The sequence below is a fragment of the Bacillus sp. BC05(2025) genome (assembly GCF_056725905.1).
In genome coordinates this window covers 160,694-179,960 of the sequence record NZ_JBWYRA010000002.1, presented here as the reverse complement: position 1 = coordinate 179,960, position 19,267 = coordinate 160,694, and the positions used below count along the sequence as shown (strand labels likewise).

21 protein-coding genes, 1 other RNA gene and 1 riboswitch are annotated in these 19,267 nt (G+C 35.7%); of the genes, 17 read left to right on the top strand and 5 right to left on the bottom strand.

Annotation, left to right across the window (positions count from 1 at the left end; all coding sequences use genetic code 11):
- Positions 1-8: 8 nt before the first annotated feature.
- Both ACZ76X_RS06715 and recU read right to left on the bottom strand, forming a co-directional pair.
- Positions 9-2,705: a PBP1A family penicillin-binding protein gene (locus ACZ76X_RS06715; RefSeq protein WP_479849991.1), complete on the bottom strand. Its 2,697-nt coding sequence runs from the start codon at positions 2,703-2,705 to the stop codon at positions 9-11.
- A 65-nt stretch (positions 2,706-2,770) separates the two neighbouring features.
- The gene (recU, locus tag ACZ76X_RS06710; protein ID WP_000155592.1) at positions 2,771-3,373 is read right to left on the bottom strand and encodes a Holliday junction resolvase RecU; all 603 of its coding nucleotides are present in this window, start codon (positions 3,371-3,373) and stop codon (positions 2,771-2,773) included.
- Between the two features lie 103 nt (positions 3,374-3,476).
- Here recU and ACZ76X_RS06705 point away from each other — a divergent pair, with 103 nt between their 5' ends.
- Positions 3,477-4,502, top strand: a complete 1,026-nt coding sequence (locus tag ACZ76X_RS06705) for a DUF2515 domain-containing protein (protein WP_479849990.1) — start codon at positions 3,477-3,479, stop codon at positions 4,500-4,502.
- Between the two features lie 242 nt (positions 4,503-4,744).
- Here ACZ76X_RS06705 and ACZ76X_RS06700 read toward each other — a convergent pair whose 3' ends face one another.
- Entirely contained in the window at positions 4,745-4,921 is a 177-nt protein-coding gene (locus tag ACZ76X_RS06700) for a phage portal protein (protein WP_098670496.1), read from the bottom strand.
- 85 nt (positions 4,922-5,006) lie between these two features.
- Here ACZ76X_RS06700 and ACZ76X_RS06695 point away from each other — a divergent pair, with 85 nt between their 5' ends.
- Both ACZ76X_RS06695 and ACZ76X_RS06690 read left to right on the top strand, forming a co-directional pair.
- Positions 5,007-5,249 carry a hypothetical protein gene (locus ACZ76X_RS06695; protein WP_142337651.1) on the top strand — a complete coding sequence of 81 codons (243 nt, stop codon included), beginning with the start codon at positions 5,007-5,009 and terminating at the stop codon, positions 5,247-5,249.
- A gap of 15 nt (positions 5,250-5,264) precedes the next feature.
- Complete coding sequence (locus tag ACZ76X_RS06690) at positions 5,265-5,609, top strand: YppE family protein (protein ID WP_098670494.1); 345 nt, start codon at positions 5,265-5,267, stop codon at positions 5,607-5,609.
- Positions 5,610-5,633: 24 nt separating this feature from the next.
- On the opposite strand, the gene ACZ76X_RS06685 is transcribed toward ACZ76X_RS06690, so the two are convergent.
- Positions 5,634-5,825 carry a YppF family protein gene (locus ACZ76X_RS06685; RefSeq protein WP_306185523.1) on the bottom strand — a complete coding sequence of 64 codons (192 nt, stop codon included), beginning with the start codon at positions 5,823-5,825 and terminating at the stop codon, positions 5,634-5,636.
- Positions 5,826-6,002: 177 nt separating this feature from the next.
- Here ACZ76X_RS06685 and ACZ76X_RS06680 point away from each other — a divergent pair, with 177 nt between their 5' ends.
- The 13 genes from ACZ76X_RS06680 (at position 6,003) to pbuX (ending at position 17,652) form a co-directional block, all read left to right on the top strand.
- Positions 6,003-6,473: a YppG family protein gene (locus ACZ76X_RS06680; RefSeq protein WP_479849989.1), complete on the top strand. Its 471-nt coding sequence runs from the start codon at positions 6,003-6,005 to the stop codon at positions 6,471-6,473.
- Between the two features lie 155 nt (positions 6,474-6,628).
- Positions 6,629-7,066, top strand: a complete 438-nt coding sequence (locus ACZ76X_RS06675) for a CotD family spore coat protein (RefSeq protein ID WP_306185527.1) — start codon at positions 6,629-6,631, stop codon at positions 7,064-7,066.
- Between the two features lie 56 nt (positions 7,067-7,122).
- Positions 7,123-7,677: an SLOG family protein gene (locus ACZ76X_RS06670; RefSeq protein ID WP_098670490.1), complete on the top strand. Its 555-nt coding sequence runs from the start codon at positions 7,123-7,125 to the stop codon at positions 7,675-7,677.
- Positions 7,678-7,774: 97 nt separating this feature from the next.
- Positions 7,775-8,110 (top strand): cell division regulator GpsB, encoded by a 336-nt coding sequence (gene gpsB, locus ACZ76X_RS06665; RefSeq protein WP_098670489.1) that lies wholly within the window; start codon positions 7,775-7,777, stop codon positions 8,108-8,110.
- An 87-nt stretch (positions 8,111-8,197) separates the two neighbouring features.
- Positions 8,198-8,588, top strand: an RNA gene (gene rnpB / locus ACZ76X_RS06660) — RNase P RNA component class B.
- Positions 8,589-8,769: 181 nt separating this feature from the next.
- Positions 8,770-9,909 carry a THUMP domain-containing class I SAM-dependent RNA methyltransferase gene (locus ACZ76X_RS06655; RefSeq protein WP_000521234.1) on the top strand — a complete coding sequence of 380 codons (1,140 nt, stop codon included), beginning with the start codon at positions 8,770-8,772 and terminating at the stop codon, positions 9,907-9,909.
- A 61-nt stretch (positions 9,910-9,970) separates the two neighbouring features.
- Positions 9,971-10,153 (top strand): DUF3921 domain-containing protein, encoded by a 183-nt coding sequence (locus ACZ76X_RS06650; RefSeq protein ID WP_000376898.1) that lies wholly within the window; start codon positions 9,971-9,973, stop codon positions 10,151-10,153.
- A gap of 290 nt (positions 10,154-10,443) precedes the next feature.
- Positions 10,444-12,381, top strand: a complete 1,938-nt coding sequence (locus ACZ76X_RS06645; RefSeq protein WP_479849988.1) for an ATP-dependent DNA helicase — start codon at positions 10,444-10,446, stop codon at positions 12,379-12,381.
- Positions 12,382-12,482: 101 nt separating this feature from the next.
- Positions 12,483-14,000 carry a carboxypeptidase gene (ypwA, locus tag ACZ76X_RS06640; protein WP_479849987.1) on the top strand — a complete coding sequence of 506 codons (1,518 nt, stop codon included), beginning with the start codon at positions 12,483-12,485 and terminating at the stop codon, positions 13,998-14,000.
- A gap of 47 nt (positions 14,001-14,047) precedes the next feature.
- Positions 14,048-14,521: a GNAT family N-acetyltransferase gene (locus ACZ76X_RS06635; RefSeq protein WP_479849986.1), complete on the top strand. Its 474-nt coding sequence runs from the start codon at positions 14,048-14,050 to the stop codon at positions 14,519-14,521.
- 138 nt (positions 14,522-14,659) lie between these two features.
- Positions 14,660-15,406 (top strand): type I methionyl aminopeptidase, encoded by a 747-nt coding sequence (locus ACZ76X_RS06630; protein WP_479849985.1) that lies wholly within the window; start codon positions 14,660-14,662, stop codon positions 15,404-15,406.
- A gap of 116 nt (positions 15,407-15,522) precedes the next feature.
- Positions 15,523-15,624, top strand: a riboswitch (purine riboswitch).
- 108 nt (positions 15,625-15,732) lie between these two features.
- On the top strand, positions 15,733-16,326 hold the full coding sequence (locus tag ACZ76X_RS06625; RefSeq protein WP_000866487.1) for a xanthine phosphoribosyltransferase: 594 nt from the start codon (positions 15,733-15,735) through the stop codon (positions 16,324-16,326).
- A 3-nt stretch (positions 16,327-16,329) separates the two neighbouring features.
- The gene (pbuX, locus tag ACZ76X_RS06620) at positions 16,330-17,652 is read left to right on the top strand and encodes a xanthine permease PbuX (protein ID WP_000809222.1); all 1,323 of its coding nucleotides are present in this window, start codon (positions 16,330-16,332) and stop codon (positions 17,650-17,652) included.
- A gap of 15 nt (positions 17,653-17,667) precedes the next feature.
- Here the strand turns inward: pbuX and ACZ76X_RS06615 are convergent, their stop codons facing one another.
- Positions 17,668-18,831 (bottom strand): DUF418 domain-containing protein, encoded by a 1,164-nt coding sequence (locus ACZ76X_RS06615; protein WP_479849984.1) that lies wholly within the window; start codon positions 18,829-18,831, stop codon positions 17,668-17,670.
- Between the two features lie 199 nt (positions 18,832-19,030).
- Between ACZ76X_RS06615 and ACZ76X_RS06610 the strand changes: the two genes are divergently transcribed.
- Complete coding sequence (locus ACZ76X_RS06610; protein WP_000600129.1) at positions 19,031-19,186, top strand: hypothetical protein; 156 nt, start codon at positions 19,031-19,033, stop codon at positions 19,184-19,186.
- Positions 19,187-19,267 lie beyond the last annotated feature (81 nt).

Genomic DNA, 19,267 nt, shown 5'->3' with positions numbered 1-19,267 from the left:
TTTTTGTATTAAGACTCTGTTGTAACAACATTTCCGTCTGCGTGTGGTGTATCTTCACCTGTATTTTGTTGTTGCTCTTGTTGTTTCTTAGCTTCTTCTTCAGCTTTTTTTCTAGCTTCTTCTTCAGCTTTTCTCTTAGCTTCTTCTTCAGCTTTTTTCTTAGCTTCTTCTTCAGCTCTTTTTCTAGCTTCCTCATCAGCTTTCTTTTGAGCTTCTTCTTGTTGTTTACGTTGTTGTTCTTGCTGCTGTTGCTCTTGTTGTTTACGCTGCTCTTCCTCAGCCTTTTTCTTAGCATCTTCTTGTTTTAATTTATCTTCATTAGCCTTTTTCTGAGCTTCCTCATCAGCTTTTTTCTTAGCTTCTTCTTCGGCTTTTTTCTTAGCTTCTTCTTCAGTTTTCTTCGCATCTGGAGTTCCGCCAGGCGCAGTGAAGGATGCTCCAACTGCTGGGCTTGTTCCAGTACCTTTTTTCGCTACCACAGAGAAGCTGTAAGTAACGCCTGGTTTAATACCACCAAGAGTAGCTGTCGTACCATTTATTGATAAACTACCACTTGAACCGTCAGTTGCTTTATAGCTTGCTGCATACGCATCAACTTCTGCTGGTCCAGACCAGTTTAGTGTAACTGTGCTAGCCCCATCGAAAGTAACGTTAAGACCACTAGGTGCATCTACTTTAATTTGTTTCACTGCATCTTTCTTAGCACCTTTTACGTATAATTCACCATTTAATTCTTGTACAGAAGAAGGACGTTCGAAACGTGATTTATCTGTAGCGAATTTGCTCATCATTACTTGGAACATTTGTTGCGCAATTTTAGTAGAGCGATCGCCAATGTAATTTTCTGGACCATCTTTTTCGTAACCAGTCCAAACAGCCATTGTATATTGCGGTGTATATCCAGCGAACCAGCTATCTCTGTTTGCATCAGCTGGAATACCATATTTTTTAATAACGTCTGCATCAAAGTTTTGAGTTCCTGTTTTACCTGCTACATCTATACCTGGAACGTATGCTGTTGGACCTGTACCACCAGAACCAGGTTTTACTACGTCACGAAGAACGTCAGTCACCATGTAAGCTGTGTAGTCTTGCATCGCACGTTGTTCTTTCGGTTTAAAACTTTTCTTTTTCCCATCTGGGAAGATAACTTCTTTTACGAAGTGCGGTTTATTGTAGTTCCCACCGTTACCAAAGGCTGCATATGCCCCCGCTAATTGTAATGGAGAACTATCGTTACTACCAATTGCTGTTGATTCATATGTTTTGCCATCTTTAAATGTCATACCTAAACCTTCAGCAAACGCTTGTGACTTAGGAAGACCAACCGCTTGAGCTGTCTTTAAAGCCGGAATGTTTAATGATTTTTTCAAAGCTTCACGTAGTGAAACGTCACCTTTGTAACTATTTGTTGCATTTCGTATTTTTTTACCATCGGAATACGTATATTCTGAGTCATTTAATTGATGATATGTAGACCATTGTAAATTCTCAATTGCTGGACCGTAGTCGAAAATTGGTTTCATTGTTGAACCAACTTGGCGTTTTAAATCAGTGGCCATATTATGACCTTTGAAAGTAGACTTACTTTCTTTACGCCCAGCTCCAATTGCTCGAACTTCTCCAGATTGTGTATCCATAAATACGAATGATCCTTGGAATTGATCGTTCGGATACTTAATAAGGTTGCCATCCATAATTTTATCAGCATAATCTTGAGCATCTTGATCAAGTGTTGTATGGATTGTTAAACCATCTGAACCGATATTTACATCGGGATATTCTTTTTCAACTTCTTTTACAACAGCATCTAAAAATGCTTGATACTTCATCTCTGTTACTTCTGAAGATGGTTGAAGACCCTCAGTTACAGGGATTTTCGTTGCGTTATCCATTTCAGCTTTTGTTATATAACCATGTCGATTCATTAATGACAATACGACATTACGACGATTTGTTGCTCGTTCAACATTTTCCTTTTTGGTTGGATCATAAATGTTTGGACCTTGGGGTAAACCAGCGAGCATAGCAGCTTCATGTAACTGTAAGTCTTTTAAATCTTTGTCATAATATTTTTTTGCTGCTGTTGCAATACCGTACGAACGGTTACCTAAGTTAATCTTATTTAAGTACATTTCTAAAATTTCATGTTTAGAGTATTGTTGCTCTAATTTGTAAGATAGGTACCATTCTTGCACTTTTCTCTTTGCAGTTTTGTCCATCGTTAGAAAATAGTTTTTAACTACTTGTTGTGTAATCGTACTACCACCTTGAGATCCAAATCCTCCAGTGACATTTTCCATTACTGCTTTTGTAGTTCGTTTAAAATCAATTCCATTATGATCATAGAAACGTGAATCCTCAGTTGCAAGGAATGCATTTTCAACTACTTTTGGAATTTGATCATACGTAACGTGGGTTCGTTTTTCAGCACCGTATTCATAGAAAAAGTTCCCGTCCTTATCAAGAAACTTTGTTGATAAAGGGTTGACAAGTTTTGATTTGTCTAATTTTGGAGCATCCTTCACCATAACAAAGAAAGCGGACACGCCAGCTACAAGACCAACGATACCAAGAAGTAGACAACCTATAAGGAATTTTTTAAAAAAGGAGCCTTTTTTCTTTGGTTTTTTCTCTGTATTTGTTTCTTGCTTTTGATTTTTTACATGATTTCGTTCTGTACGAGAACGATAATTATCTGACATTATACTTTCTCCTACCTTTCATTCTCTCCCCAAAAGTCGAAAAAAGAGCCTTAGTGATGACTCTATCACGAAAAATAAACCGTGTCTAGTACACGGATATAATCAATCCGAGGGTGATAACCGCATGATAATAAAGATCCATGCTCTTCTATTTCTTCTTTCGTAATCGATTTTCTTCCACCTGTATTTTGACGATTCCAAAATGCAATAATATGTTTTGCATCTAATAAATAAAGTTCATCAAAAAGTGTAAATTTAATAATAACAAATGCAATTCCATTATGAGCGATTACTTGCTTCATATGTTCAATTTGATGAAGGTGGAAGTTTTGAAGTGGAAAGCTGGTTTTATTTTTTGTTTCTTTCGCTTCAAAATCGATGTATTTCCCTTTATATACACCGTTGTAATCTGTTGTAGAAGGTTGTTTAAAATACGCTTCTTTTACCACTGCAGCACTTCGAGCGGGGTAATCCACTTTTACAATTTGAAGAGGTGTAGGTTTTTTATGTACGCATGCAATATTATGGGTTAAGTAATATTCATTCGTTTCATTCAATTCCTCTTCAAGGGACATACCTCTATTACTGTAAGTATGTTTTTTAATTGGTGTTTTATGAGGTTGTGAAGCTTGATTGTACCGTTTTCCATTTGGGTAACGAATGGTCATAGTGTGTCCACTCCCAACTTGCTAAGAATTACTTACAAAGGTGATTATAACAAAAAATGAAAAAAGATGTGACCTTTTTCAAGAAAGGTATGATGACTTCTTTATGTTTACATGGAATGATTATGAAAAAATTAAACAATATCGTAAAAATATGGTCTGTACAGAAGAAGAGAAAGCAATCGTTTACAACATTAATAGGGAAATAGAAATAGCTAATATGGACAACATTTCTCGAACGCAGTGTTATCAAGAATATTATGTAAGAAATAGTGAAATTAGATGGGCTTTTTTAGCAAGTATGGTCTCGAGAAATGCGGGATGGAATATGACTGATCTAGAAGGGAGATATTATGCTACTGTTTTACCTCAAACAGTAAAAAAACATTTGTTTCTAACTTATGAAGAAGCAAATTGGATTATTTTTTTAGATGCATTTCCTCAGCTATTGTTATACGAAGAAAGTAAGAGGAGACAGGCGCCACTATTCTACTTGTTACAATATTTCAACGTATCAATTTTTATGGAGAAAGAATGGTTATATTTTTGGGAGAAAAAAGATATAAATAGGCTCATGATAGCGCTTATTATAAATGAACAAAATAAAATTCAAAAACCAATTATTGAGAATGCATATTTTAAAAAGCATGTATTTCATACGGTACTTTTTAAATTGCAAGAAATGCTTCATATTAGTGCCGTTATTTTTCCAACCGTCGAAGGGAATATGTATGGTTTTTCAGTTTATCAATTTGAAACGTTACAAAACCGTATAGAACTAGGAAAGAAATTAGCGGCGTTACTGTTCCATCCGAATTACAAACGTTTATTCCATAGGTTCGCATCACAAACGATACACACAGGATCAAGAGCAGATTATGAACATTATGTAAGAGAAGCGAGAAAATCTTGTACACCAGCCCTTAGAGAGGTTTATCCTGTTGTTGCACATAAGGAAATCAGTATGAGAGATTGGTTTTGTAGAGATACGGAAATAAAAGAGCTGTTTTTGCTAAAAGAGTATAAGGGAGAAGTTGATATAACGGAATGGTATAAAAGAAAGAGGGAGCAAATCTATGCTGCTTCTATCGTAAATCGTTTTGTTAAAAGGATAGATGAGTTCATGATATAATAAAAAAGAAGTCCCGTCTTCATTTGTGAAGACGGGACTTCTTAATGTGAAGTAATCCTGCAACGAGTAAAGATTCAATCTCAAAATGTAATGAATATAAGAGATTAAGGATACTTCAGAAATAAACTTTTTGTAAAAGTGCTACATTTTCACTTTACCCCGCTATTTGCTGGGCAGTAAGACCCTGACTCAAAATTCAGTGAAAGCAAAGAATTTAGGTGAGGGCTGATTAAAGTTTCACTTTATGTAGCAGGGAAGTTTGGACCATCTAACTTTGGATTACCAGTTTCGGGTTTATTTTGTTTGTCTTGTTTTTTCTTTTTTTCGTTTTTGTTCTTTGCCATTTTCATGCACCTCCTTTTTGTATTGTTACCATTTCTATAAATGACATGCAAAATGATTTCTTTGACGAATAACAACTAGTTTTGTCATGTGGGCAGGAGTGCGAAATCATTCGGCGAAATTACATGACAAAGGAAAAGCAAAGAAGGAGGCGTTTTGTATATGGCGATGGTTCAGAAGGAAGATGTAATGAAAAGAATGGATCAAATGTTAAGTTCTCTCGATTTGCTGGAAATGAATATAGGGATTAGAATGAATCATGCATTGAAGGATAAGAGTGAAAAAATATGCAACAAGATAGAAATAACAGAAATGCATATTGAGCATATGGAAAATAAATTAGTGCATCACGAAGAAAAAGGGAACTGGGTAAAAGCATTTCAAAACGTTGTAGTGAGTGCATAATAAGGTGGGAATAAAATGGTGTATGAAGCGTTAGTACAGTCTTCGGAAAAACTTATGCAGTATAATAATGAAGCAAATGTGAAAAAAAGAGAAATGGTTGAATACGATTTTTATAAGGATATGAAACCGTTTGTAAATATGGTAGATGAAGAATTAGCAGTGTGGAAAGAATTGGCTTATAAATGGATTAAGGAAGAAAAACCGAAGTATATACATGTACAGCAAATTGATCAAGTATACGATAATTTACAAACAAATGTGTTGCAATGCTTTGTAAATAAAGGTAAAGGTAAGCGATTCTTTGAAACGCATCAAGCCATTTCGTATACTTTGCAAAATATAATTGAGCAATGTAAGTAACAAGAGGGGAAACCCTCTTGTTTTTTATGCTTCTGTCACTGTTGTAGGTTTTGTTGCCCCGTTTATTTCTAGTTCTTTTATTAACGTTCGGTAATCGGAAATGCATATTTTTCCTTCGAGATACCAATGTCTCGCAAAGTCTAATAATTCATTTACATTTTCTGTGTAATACCCCTTTTTTTGAGAAAACGCTTGTTTTAAATCCCCTAATACCATGTTGATTCCTCCCCCATGAGAATCTTCTTCTTCATTATCATAGCATGGAAGGGTTTTCTTTTTTAATTTTTTAAAAATTTAAACTTCCGACAAAAATAGACAGATACTCCGTCACACATATTATTTTACAGGTACATATTATATATGTAGAAACTTATGTGAAGGAGGAGAGAATGCATGTTTCAACAACCAAACGTATATCAGCAAGCTAATCCATATACACAGCAAAATATGTACCAATATAATCAGGATACATATTTAAGGTATAATATGTATCCTTTCGAGCCTTATTATGGAAATCAAAATTATTATCAACCATTTGAAGTGTCGTTTATGAATCAACAACAATCGCAGCAGCCTTATATGAATCAACAACAACCTTATACGAATTCGCAATATTATATGCCGCCATCCCCTTATGGAAATCAACAAGCGATGTTTTACCCGCCAAAACAACCGTATCCGACACAGAATAAGCAAAAACAACAACAGCAACCGAGTCAGTTTTCTAGTTTTGTTTCCCAATTTAAAACGTCAGATGGGAACTATGATGTAAATAAAATGATGAATACAGCCGGACAAATGATGAACGCGATGAATCAAGTAACAGGTATTGTAAAGCAAGTTGGAGGATTTTTTGGTAAGTAATTTTGGAGGATTGTCTATAAAAAGTATGGTGTATGAAGTAAGGACTAGACAAATTTCCTTGTAATAAATGGGTATATATAACAAACGGCTTTCCCTCTTTTCTCATACTGTAAAGTGTAATCAGATTTTTTTTATGAGAGAGGAGAGAAAAAACTATGCATCATTGTCATCCTTGCTTTGGAGGGCATAAGCCTACAGGACCTATTTGTACAACTGCTCCTGTCATTCATCCGACGAAACAATGCGTAACACATTCTTTTTCAACAACGGTGGTGCCACACATTTTCCCGACGCATACAACACATGTACATCATCAGCAAATTAAAAACCAAAACTTCTTCCCACAAACAAACTCAAATGTAAATGTTGTAGATCCAATCGATCCAGGATTTGGCGGCGGATGTGGACCATGTGGTCATGGCCATCACCATCACGGACATTTTGGGCATCAAGTATCTCCATTTGGTCCAGGACCAAATGTATCACCATTCTTACCGAATAATGTATCACCGGTAGGGCCAAATGTATCACCATTTTTACCAAACGTAGGTCCGAATATTGGACCAAACGTTGGTGGAATATTTAAAAAGTAAATGATATGTTAGAACTAGCGAAATGCTAGTTCTTTTTTTGTAATTGGAGTGTTGGTATGAAAGTGATTGCTGTAACGGGATATAAACCATTTGAACTTGGTATATTTAAAAATGATCATCCAGGGGTGGAATGTATAAAAAAGGCATTGCACCGAAAATTAACTGCTTTTGTAGAAGAAGGTTTGGAATGGGTGATAATAAGTGGGCAATTAGGAGTCGAATTATGGGCTGCTGAAGTTGTTTTTGAAATGCAAGTAGAATACCCAGATTTAAAATTAGGTATATTTACTCCTTTTTTAGAACAAGAAGAAAATTGGAAGGAAGATAACCGTGAATATTACGAATTTATTCTCTCTCAAGCAGACCATATTGATAGTATTACGAAACGGAAGTACGAAAGCCCAGAGCAATTTAAATTAAAAAATCAATTTTTTATTGAAAAAAGTGATGCACTTTTAGCTGTATATGATGAAGAAAAACCAGGGAGTCCTAAATATATTGTAGAAGCAGCAAAGAAAAAAGGAGAAATAGAAAATTATCACAGTTATTTCATTCTTTTTTCTGATTTACAAGATATAATAGAAGAGGAACAGTGGAATAATGCTGAGTAATATGTAATATAGTACCCGTATATATGATTGACAAAAAGCATTGTTTCTGAAAAAATTTAGTTAATGAAAGTTTTGGCAAAAATTTGAGGTGAAGAAAATGATTTCGGATAAAATTAAATTAACGGCAAAAGATATTTTAGAAAAAGAATTTAAAACAGGTATGAGAGGTTATCAACAAGAAGAAGTAGACAAGTTTCTTGATATGATCATTAAAGACTATGAAGCTTTCCACAAAGAGTTTGAGCAATTAAAGCAACAAAATGCTCGTTTAAAGCGTGAACTAGAGGAACAAAAACTAGCGGCAACGCAAATTCCACAACAACCTGTACAACAACCAGTTGCACAACCTGTATATAACAGCACGAATACGGATATTTTAAAACGTCTATCTAATTTAGAAAAAGCTGTATTTGGAAGTAAGTTATACGAATAATTTCTAGTGGAAAAAAAGTTAAAGCATTTTACATAGAAAAAAACATTGCAAAATCTTTTTGTTTCCACTATACTAATGGATGTCATAACGTTTGGGTAATCGCTGCAACGCCAACGTTGTAGAGGAAAGTCCATGCTCGCACGGCCTGAGATGGCTGTAGTGTTCGTGCCTAGCCAATTCATAAGCTAGGGTATTCTGGCTGTAAGGCTGGTTTAACGGCAGGGAAAAAACCTAAGTCCTTTCGGATATGGTTTGACTACCTTTAAAGTGCCACAGTGACGAAGTCCTTGAAGAAATGATAGGAGTGGAACGAGGTAAACCCCACGAGCGAGAAACCCAAATAATGGTAGGGGAATCTTTTCCAAGGAAATGAACGATGGGAAAGGACAGGTTGTATAACCTGTAGATAGATGATTGCCACCGGAGTACGAGGCGTGGGCCGTTTGCAGTACAAAGGAACAGAACATGGCTTACAGAACGTTATGAACCAACTATGAAATAACTCAGCTCTCCTTTGTTAGAGGAGGGCTTTTTATTTGTATGAAGTTATAATGTATGAGTTAAAATGGTTAATGAGAAAATTTTTTGTAAAATGTAATGATTAATAGGATAAACAGCTATTAAATCATTGTTTGAATATACATAAGAGGTGAATGCAAATGGGAAAAGTTACTTTAATCGCAACAGCGGCAATGGGTATTGAAGCGTTAGTTGCCCGAGAAGTTCGTGATCTTGGTTATGAATGCCAAGTAGAAAACAGCAAAGTAACATTTGAAGCAGATGAAAAGGCGATTTGTCGCACGAACTTATGGTTACGTACTGCGGACCGTGTGAAAATTAAAGTTGGCGAATTCAAAGCGACAACATTTGATGAGCTGTTTGAGAAAACGAAAGCATTAAACTGGGGAGACTATATTCCAGAGAATGGTGAGTTCCCTGTTATCGGTAAATCTTTGAAATCTGAGTTATTCAGTGTGTCGGATTGCCAACGTATCGTTAAAAAGGCTGTCGTTGAAAAATTAAAAACAACATATAAACGTACAACTTGGTTTGAAGAAGATGGTCCGTTATTCCGTATTGAGATTGCAATGCTTAAGGATATTGCAACATTGACAATTGATGCGAGTGGTGTTGGACTTCATAAACGCGGATACCGTGTGGATCAAGGGGAAGCTCCTTTAAAAGAAACATTAGCTGCGTCTTTAATTAAATTAACAAACTGGAAGCCAGATCGTCCTTTCGTGGATCCTTTTTGTGGATCAGGTACCATTCCGATTGAAGCAGCATTAATTGGACAAAATATCGCACCAGGATTTAACCGTGGCTTCGCATCAGATGAGTGGGGCTGGGTAGGTAAACAAAACTGGCGTGAAGCTCGTCAAGAAGCTGAAGATTTAGCGAATTATGATCAACCATTGCAAATCATTGGATCAGATATTGATCATCGTATGATTCGAGTTGCTCAAGATAATGCAGAAGAAGTAGGCTTAGGTGATTTAATTACATTTAAACAAATGCAAGTAAAAGATTTCACAACAAAAGAGGATTATGGCTATGTTGTAACGAATCCTCCATACGGAGAACGTTTAAGTGAAAAAGCACTTGTTGAACAATTGTACAAAGAAATGGGACAAGTATTCCGTCCATTAGATACATGGTCAGCGTATGTATTAACAAGTTACGAAGCATTTGAGAAGTGCTACGGAAAAGATGCATCAAAGAAACGTAAACTGTTTAACGGATTTATCCGTACAGATTACTACCAGTACTTCGGAAAACGTCCACCGCGTAATTCATAGTATAAAACTCCTCCAGCGCGCATATACTGGCTATTATGTAATGCGTAAAGGAGGAACTAATATGGATAGTTTCCAATTATCAATGATTCAAAAGGCTATTCACCGTACGTATGATGAGCTCGGAAAAGAAGTGGATAGTCAGGGTGTGATTGTAGATGAAATACAAAAAGCACAAGAAGAATATTTGTCAGCTCTTTCACATGAAACAGCGATTGATAAACGGTATTTAAAGTCATTAATATAGAAGAAAATTTTCCTTTTTCGAAAGGAAAATTTTTTTTCGTGTATTTATCCCGCTTTAATGGGCAGTAAGACCCCCACCTCAAAATGCAGCGAAAGCAAAGAAATTAGGTGGGAGTCGGGCTGCCCATTAAAGTCCGATTGGTTCAACTAATAATCAGTGGGGGATGAAGAAAACCCCCACTGATTAAAGTTTCACTTTATATGTATGGCAACAGGGGAAAGTAGCTGCACACATATGAGTAGCGGTTACTATATCTTTTTATAGAAAAACTTTTTGGTTGGAGGCTAAGGATGTTTACTGAGAAGAGATTACCATTTGAAGTAGGAAAACAAGACAATTTTTATGATAAGTTGAATGAGTGGATTGGAGATGTGTTTTACGACATCCTTCCGGAAAAAGGCTTTGAAGAGCGTGATGAACAAATTTTTATGGCGTTTCAATTAGAGCGCGCTTTCCAAGAAAAGAAAGTTATGTTCGCAGAAGCAGGTGTAGGAACAGGGAAAACTATTGTATATCTTCTATATGCAATTTGCTATGCGCGTTATACTGGAAAACCAGCTATAATTGCTTGTGCAGATGAAACGTTAATTGAGCAGCTTGTGAAAGAAGAAGGAGACATTGCGAAATTATCTGAAGCGTTAGGCTTATCTGTAGATGTAAGACTTGCGAAATCAATGGATAATTATTTATGTTTACGTAAGCTTGAAGATGTCATGAGTGGACGAGCTCCAGAAGTAATTGAAGACGTATATTATGAATTACCACAATTCGTATTTGATCATGGTACGATGCAAAACTTTACTCACTACGGTGACCGAAAAGAATTTCCACTATTAAATGACGAAGAATGGTCAAAAGTAAATTGGGATTACTTCCAAGATTGCTTCACTTGTGATTCTCGTCATCGTTGTGGTCAAACTCTTTCACGTGAACATTATCGTAAGGCGGCAGATTTAATTATTTGTTCTCAAGATTTCTATATGGATCATATTTGGACGTACGATGCTCGAAAGCGTGAAGGACAAATTCCGTTATTACCAGAAAGTAGCTGCGTTGTATTCGATGAAGGACATCTTGTAGAATATGCAGCTCAAAAAGCTTTAACATATCGTTTAAAGCAAACGATGATGGAGCAACTTTTAACGAGATTATTACAAAACGATATTCGTGAAGAGTTTGCACATTTGGTAGAAGAAACAATTTGGCAAACAGAGCGATTCTTTGATGTGTTACAAGAAAATAAAAAGGAAATTGCCGGTTCTGATCGTTTAGAAATTACTGTGACAGAAAAAGTAACAGCTGAAGCAAAACGACTTTATGCGAAAATTGGTGAAGTCGGTGATGCGTTAGTATTTGAAAGTGAAATGCATACAGTAAACACGTATGATTTAAATATCGTTGATGAACATTTAGATGTATTAGAACATTCACTTCGTCTATTCATGCATGAGAAAAATGTAATTACATGGGGTGAAGAAGGTGATGGAGCCTTCACGTTAGTAATTATGCCACGTGCAGTTGAAGAAGTATTACAAGAGAAAGTATTCTCGAAGAAAATCCCGTATATCTTCTCATCTGCTACATTATCTAATAACGATTCATTCGCATTTACAGCAAATAGCCTAGGAGTAAAAGATTACTTATCATTCTCAGTTGCCTCACCGTTTGATTATGAAGAGCAAATGGCAGTAAACTTACTATCGCATACGAAAGAAAATGAGTGGGAAAGAAAGTGTCAATATACACTTGAAAATATACAGAAAACAAACGGACGTACACTTGTATTATTCCGTACAACGCAAGAACTTGCAGCGTTTAAAGAATATGTAAGTAAAGAACAAATGTCAGTTCCGTTCTTATATGAAGGGGACCAAGAAATTAGTCAGCTCGTTTCTCGTTTCCAAAATGAAGAAGAAACTGTACTTTGTGCTGTTCATTTATGGGAAGGTTTAGATATTCCTGGTTCATCATTATCACATGTGATCATTTGGTCATTACCATTCCCTCCAAACGATCCTGTGTTTGAAGCGAAGCGTAAACATGTGAATGATCCGTTCTGGGATGTAGATGTGCCATATATGATTTTACGTCTTCGTCAAGGGATTGGTCGTTTAATTCGTACGAGCGAAGATAAAGGTGCTATATCAATCTTCTTATCTGATACAGAAGATGAGAAAGTGATAGAAGCGGTGAAAAAGGTACTACCGGTAGAAGGTAAAGAATTATAAGGAGAAAGCTTGGCGCTTGCCAAGCTTTTTTTCTATTATAAAAGGAATTTAGATTTCCGTGTCGAATTAAGTTTGAGGTAGAAAAGGGAGGTTTTTATACGATGACAGTAGCTACATATGAAGTAGAAAAACAATTTTTAACATATGTGAAGAAGATACAAAATTACGGAGAAGCATTAAGTTTAATGTTTTGGGACTTAAGAACAGGTGCGCCTAAAAAAGGTGTTGATCAACGTTCAGAAGTAATTGGTATGCTTTCATCCGAAGTGTTTGCTATGTCCACTTCAGATGAGATGGGAAATTATTTAACAGAGCTTGAAACTTTAATAAGTGAAGACAAACTTTCTGAAACGACGAAGAAAATGGTTGAAGAGTGTCGTAAAGAATATGATAGAAATAAAAAAATTCCACAAGCGGAATATGAAGCATATGTGAAATTAGAAGCGAAAGCGGAAAGTGTGTGGGAAGAAGCTCGCGAGAAATCTGATTTCGAAATGTTCCGTCCGTATTTAGAACAGATAGTTGAATTTAAAAAGAAATTTATTACATATTGGGGTTACGAAACATATAAATATAATACGTTATTAGATATGTATGAGCCGGGTATTACAGTAGAAGTGTTAGATCACGTATTTGGTCAACTTCGTGAGCGTATCGTTCCGCTCGTAAAAGAAATATCGGAGTCACAAAAGAGATTAAAGACAAGTGCTTTATCAGAACATTTTTCAAAAGAAAAACAAAAGAACTTTACATTAGAGCTATTAAAGCAGTTGGATTATGACTTTGAAGCAGGTCGTCTTGATGAAACGGTGCATCCATTTGAGATTACTTTAAATAGAGGGGATGTTCGTATTACGACACGCTATGATGAAAAAGATTTCCGTATGGCTGTGTTTGGAACAATTCATGAATGTGGTCATGCTGTATATGAGCAAAATATTGCTGAGAAATTTGAAGGTACACCGCTATGTAGTGGAACATCTATGGGGATCCATGAGTCACAATCATTATTCTTTGAGAACTTTATCGGTCGTAATAAATCATTCTGGAAGAAAAATTATGATTTATTAAAAGAGTATAGTGATGGTCAATTCAATGATATATCAGTAGATGAGTTTTATGATGCGATTAACGAATCGAAACCATCATTCATTCGTATAGAAGCAGATGAGCTTACATATCCGCTTCATGTTATGGTTCGTTATGAACTTGAGAAAGAATTATTTGATGGTACATTACAAGTGAAGGACTTGCCAGCGGCTTGGAACGATAAGATGGAAGCATATTTAGGCATTCGTCCAGAAAATGATGCACAAGGTGTATTACAAGATGTTCACTGGGCTGGTGGTTCATTTGGATACTTCCCATCTTATGCGCTTGGTTATATGTATGCAGCACAATTTAAGCAAAGAATGTTAAAAGACATTCCGAACTTTGATGCATTGTTAGAAGAAGGAAACGTAACGCCAATTCGTGAATGGTTAACAGAAAATATTCACCAATACGGTAAAACGAAAAAGCCACTTGAAATTTTAGAAGATGTGACAGGCGAAGGATTAAACGCAAACTATTTAGCCGATTATTTAGAAGCGAAGTATAGAGAGATTTATGAGTTATAAAAAAGGGCTGCTTACTTGCAGCTCTTTTTTTAAAGGGAGATAGAAAAATGAACTATACATATACAGTAATGACGCAAGAAGAAGCAGAAGAAATTGCATATAACTGGCATTATGAAGGGGAATATTCCTTTTACGATATAGAGGCGGATGAAGAAGATTTAACTGAGTTTTTACATAATGAGAGTAGAGGGAATCATACATTTTCTGTGAAGGAAAATGGCACTCTCGTTGGTTATTTTACTGTTTGTAAAATAAATGATGGAACGGTTGATATAGGTCTTGGAATGAGACCTAATATAACTGGGAACGGATTTGGTTTACAGTTTATAAACGCTATACTAGCTTTTAGTAAAGAAAAATACGGATGCAAGTATATAACACTATCAGTAGCTACATTTAATGAGAGAGCGATTAAAGTGTATAAAAGGGCAGGGTTTGAAGCAGTTGGAACGTTTATACAGAAAACAAATGGTAGTTGTTTTGAGTTTTTGAAAATGAATTATATATGTAAAAATGATTAAAAAACAGAAGAATCTCCTTCTATTTTTTTATGCAGAAATAAATCATACTTTTTGTAATTGAAAGTTTTGTAATTTTGGAAGAGTATGTGTATGATTGAAATTTAGTAGCAAATAGCAAGTTTAGTAAGGAGAGACCGCATGAGTATAGTTAAAACGAAAAATGAAATAGAGTTAATACATGAATCTGGAAAATTACTTGCTTCATGTCATAGAGAAATTGCGAAAATAATGAAACCGGGTATTACGACAAAAGAAATTAATACGTTTGTTGAAGCATACTTAGAACAGTATGGTGCAACATCTGAGCAGAAAGGGTACAACGGATATCCATATGCGATATGTGCATCTGTAAATGATGAAATGTGTCATGCGTTTCCGGCAGATGTACCTTTAATTGAGGGTGATATAGTAACAATTGACATGGTAGTAAACTTAAATGGTGGTCTTTCAGATTCTGCTTGGACGTATAGAATTGGAAATGTTTCTGAAGAAGCAGAAAGGTTAATGGTAGTAGCTGAGAATGCATTATATAAAGGTATTAATCAGGCGGTAATCGGTAATCATGTAGGAGATATTGGTTATGCAATTGAAAGTTATGTAGCAAATGAAGGTTTTTCTGTCGCAAGAGACTTTACAGGACATGGAATCGGTAAAGAGATTCATGAAGAACCAGCAATTTTTCATTTTGGGAAACGAGGACAAGGGCCTGAGTTGCAAGAAGGAATGGTAATTACAATTGAGCCCATTGTCAATGCAGGTATGCGATATTCGAAAGTAGATTTAAATGGATGGACTGCGAGAACGATGGATGGGAAATTATCAGCTCAATATGAGCATACAATTGCGATTACAGAAGATGGACCAATCATTTTAACGAAGTTATAATTGGGAATGAAAGAGTTTACAAAAATCGAACGAAAATGATAATTTCATAAAATTTGTACGTGTTTTGTTAATAAATGCTTTTCAAAGTATAAAAAGTGCGTTATAATCCATCTATAAAATAAATAGTTAGCTACACTCATATAATCGCGGGGATATGGCCTGCAAGTTTCTACCGAAGTACCGTAAATACTTTGACTATGAGTGAGGACGAATATATTTGCTTGTTTAGCATTCTTTTTTTGCGAAACTCCAAAAGCGCGTCTCTCACTTGTAACGAGTGGTGGCAGCTTTTGGAGTTTTTTTATTGCATAAGAGGGGGAACAAACATGAAAGTATTACAAGAAAAGATTTTGAACGAAGGAAAGGTTTTATCTGGTGACGTATTAAAGGTAGATGCTTTTTTAAATCATCAAATTGATCCAGTACTTATGCAAGAAATCGGAAAAGAATTTGCTAAACGTTTTAAAGAAGAGAACATTACAAAAATCGTGACGATTGAATCTTCAGGCATTGCACCAGCAGTTATGGCTGCATTAGAGCTTGGTGTAAAAGTAATTTTTGCAAGAAAACGTAAATCGTTAACGTTACAAGATAATATGTACGTTGCAAACGTATATTCATTTACGAAACAAGAGACGAATGAAATTTCATTATCTCGAAATCATATCGATGAAAGTGATCGCGTTTTAATCATCGATGACTTCTTAGCAAACGGTCAGGCTGCTTTAGGTTTAATGAGCTTAGTAGAGCAAGCAGGAGCAAGTATTGCAGGAATTGGTATTGTTATTGAAAAAGCATTTCAAGATGGAGGAAAGAAGCTTCGTGAACAAGGCGTTCGTGTTGAATCACTAGCAGAAATTGCATCACTTGATAACGGCACAGTTACATTTGTACAGCATGAAACTGCGGAGGTGAAATAAACGATGAAGCAACATCCATTTAAAATCGCATCGCTCGGTATGCAGCATATGCTTGCTATGTATGCTGGTGCAATTATCGTTCCGCTGATTGTGGGCGGTGGACTTGGTTTAAATCAAAAAGAGTTAACGTACTTAGTCTCAATTGATTTATTAATGTGCGGCGTTGCGACAATTTTACAAGCATTATCAAATCGCTTTTTCGGTATTGGACTTCCAGTTGTGCTTGGTTGTACATTTACAGCGGTTGGGCCGATGATTGCAATCGGGAAACAATACGGCGTATCTTCTATTTATGGAGCAATTATTGCTGCCGGGTTATTCGTTGTTATTTTTGCGAAATTATTTGGAAAGCTTGTAAAACTGTTTCCCCCTGTTGTAACAGGATCTGTCGTTACTGTAATTGGAGTTACACTTGTTCCAGCAGCAATTAATGATATGGCTGGAGGAGTAGGAAGCAAGGATTTCGGTAGTCTTGAAAATTTAGCATTAGCATTTGGTGTGTTACTATTTATCATCATTATGTATCGTTTCTTCGACGGATTTATTCGTTCAATCTCTATTTTACTAGGACTTTTATTCGGTACAATCGTTGCAGCATTTATGGGGAAAGTAAGCTTGCAAGCAGTTGGAGAAGCAGATTGGTTCCATGGTATTCAGCCATTTTACTTCGGTACACCAACATTTGAATTGACGCCAATTATTACGATGATTTTAGTTGCTTGCGTAGGGATTGTAGAAGCAACAGGTGTATACTTTGCATTATCTGATATTTGCAATAAAAAGATTGGTGAAAAAGAATTAACAAAAGGCTATCGAGCAGAAGGATTAGCGATGGTGTTAGGTGGTATTTTCAACGCGTTCCCATATACAACATACTCTCAAAACGTAGGGCTTGTTCAATTAACTGGAGTAAGAAATCGCGTTATTATTTATACTTGTGGTGGTATGTTAATCGTTCTTGGATTCATTCCAAAAATCGCAGCTATTACAACAATCATTCCGAAATCAGTACTGGGCGGTGCGATGTTAGCAATGTTCGGTATGGTAATGGCATATGGTATTAAAATGTTAAGTAGCGTTGATTTTGGTAAACAAGAAAATTTATTAATCGTTGCATGTTCTGTCGGAATCGGACTTGGAGTTACAGTCGTTCCTACTTTATTCTCACAACTTCCTGAAAATATTCGTATTTTAACAGATAACGGAATTGTACTTGGAAGTGCGTCAGCAGTACTTTTAAATATCGTATTTAATATGGTCCCGCAGCGTAAAGTGAAAGTAAAAGAAGAGCCGGTGTCTATGCAAAGTGCGGTAAGAGAAGCGTAAAAAAGCAAGGTCTCATTATGAGACCTTGCTTTTCTTTTTAAGTGGCATCATTTTTCCGTACGTACCAAGACGCCAAATGTACTCAAGTGGCCCGTATTGATAACGTGAAAGCCACCAGCGGCTAATAAAGATTTGTAACGTGTAGAAACCGACGCAGAATAGTGGGCCTACCCATAATGGAGCAAGATAATCATTTTTGAACAATAGTCCGAATACAAGTAACGTAACAATTGTATGCGAGATGTAGTTTGTTAACGCCATTCTACCAACGTATTGGAACGGGCGTAATATCTTTTGCCATTTTTCTGTTTGCAATAAACGCATGAGCGTGAAAATGTAGAATATGAATAATGTCTTTCCGCTGAACATTGTAAAGACCTGCATATAAATCGGTTCATAAGATGGTTTTGAAAAGAAATAACGGACCATGAAGAACCACATTGGCAATGTTAAAATGAACATAATAATTTGCCATTTTTTAAGTTTTGGATCTAACTCTTTCGTGCGTCGGAAAATATCCTTTTTCCCTGCGTATAACCCAAGTAAAAATAGCCCAACTGTTTCTGGGAGCATGAATGCATTTATTTCAATTCCGTCAGCATAAAATGCATGGAAACGATTTTGTATTTGTGACACCCAGTCTTCAAGTGGCATGATAGGTAGGGAAAATCCTAACTCTGCCTTCGGAACGAATGCAATCATAATACCAGCGAGTAGCATGAAAAACTGAAAAATACTTAATAAAACGATTGCCCATATTAAAATGGTACGAGGTTCTCTCTTATAAAATAAGAATAAGAAGAATCCAGCAATTGCATAAGTGTGTAAAATGTCCCCGTCCCATAAAAGAACGTAATGTAAGAAGCCAAATAATAATAAAATAAGTAAGCGACGAACAAATAAAATTTTTGGTCGATCTGTTTTCGCTTCAGCACGAGTCATAAAAATGTAAAAGCCTAGGCCAAATAAAAACGAAAAGATTGTATAAAATTTCGTTTGAATAAACATATCGTAAAATAAACGGATATAGCTATCTAGCCCTTCATAAACTCCTGAAATATCACGTGAGTCAATCCCAGCGATAACAGGCCAGTTCACAAGAAAAATACCTAGTACAGCTATTCCTCTAATAATATCGATGGAGTGTATCCTCTCGCCTTGTGAAATATTTTGTGTCATTATTTTCCTCCTTGTTAAGTAATTCCCTTTTATTATACAAAATGTAAGATAGGGGGTATAGGGTGGATTTCCATTTTTTTTAACTATTAAGTTATGTAAGATGCGATATAATAAGAGTGCACAACAAGTTTTAATCTTCTTCAAAACAGGCAGTGAAGCTCCTTCTTATAAGGGGCTTTCTTTATGAAAAGTGTTGATAATGATTCTCTTTAATGATAAAATGTATTCAAAAGTGATAATCATTATCAAAAAAGGTTGGTGCACCAGTATGGTATATGCATTAGTAGCAGGTACAGTCGCTGTATATGCAGTTATTGCAAAGTATGTTTTAAATGGAGTAGGAACAGCAAAATGAGTGATATGACATAAAATCCCTTTCATTTGTAAAAAGAATGAAAGGGATTTTTTATTTTTAATGAGAATATGCTGAAAATTT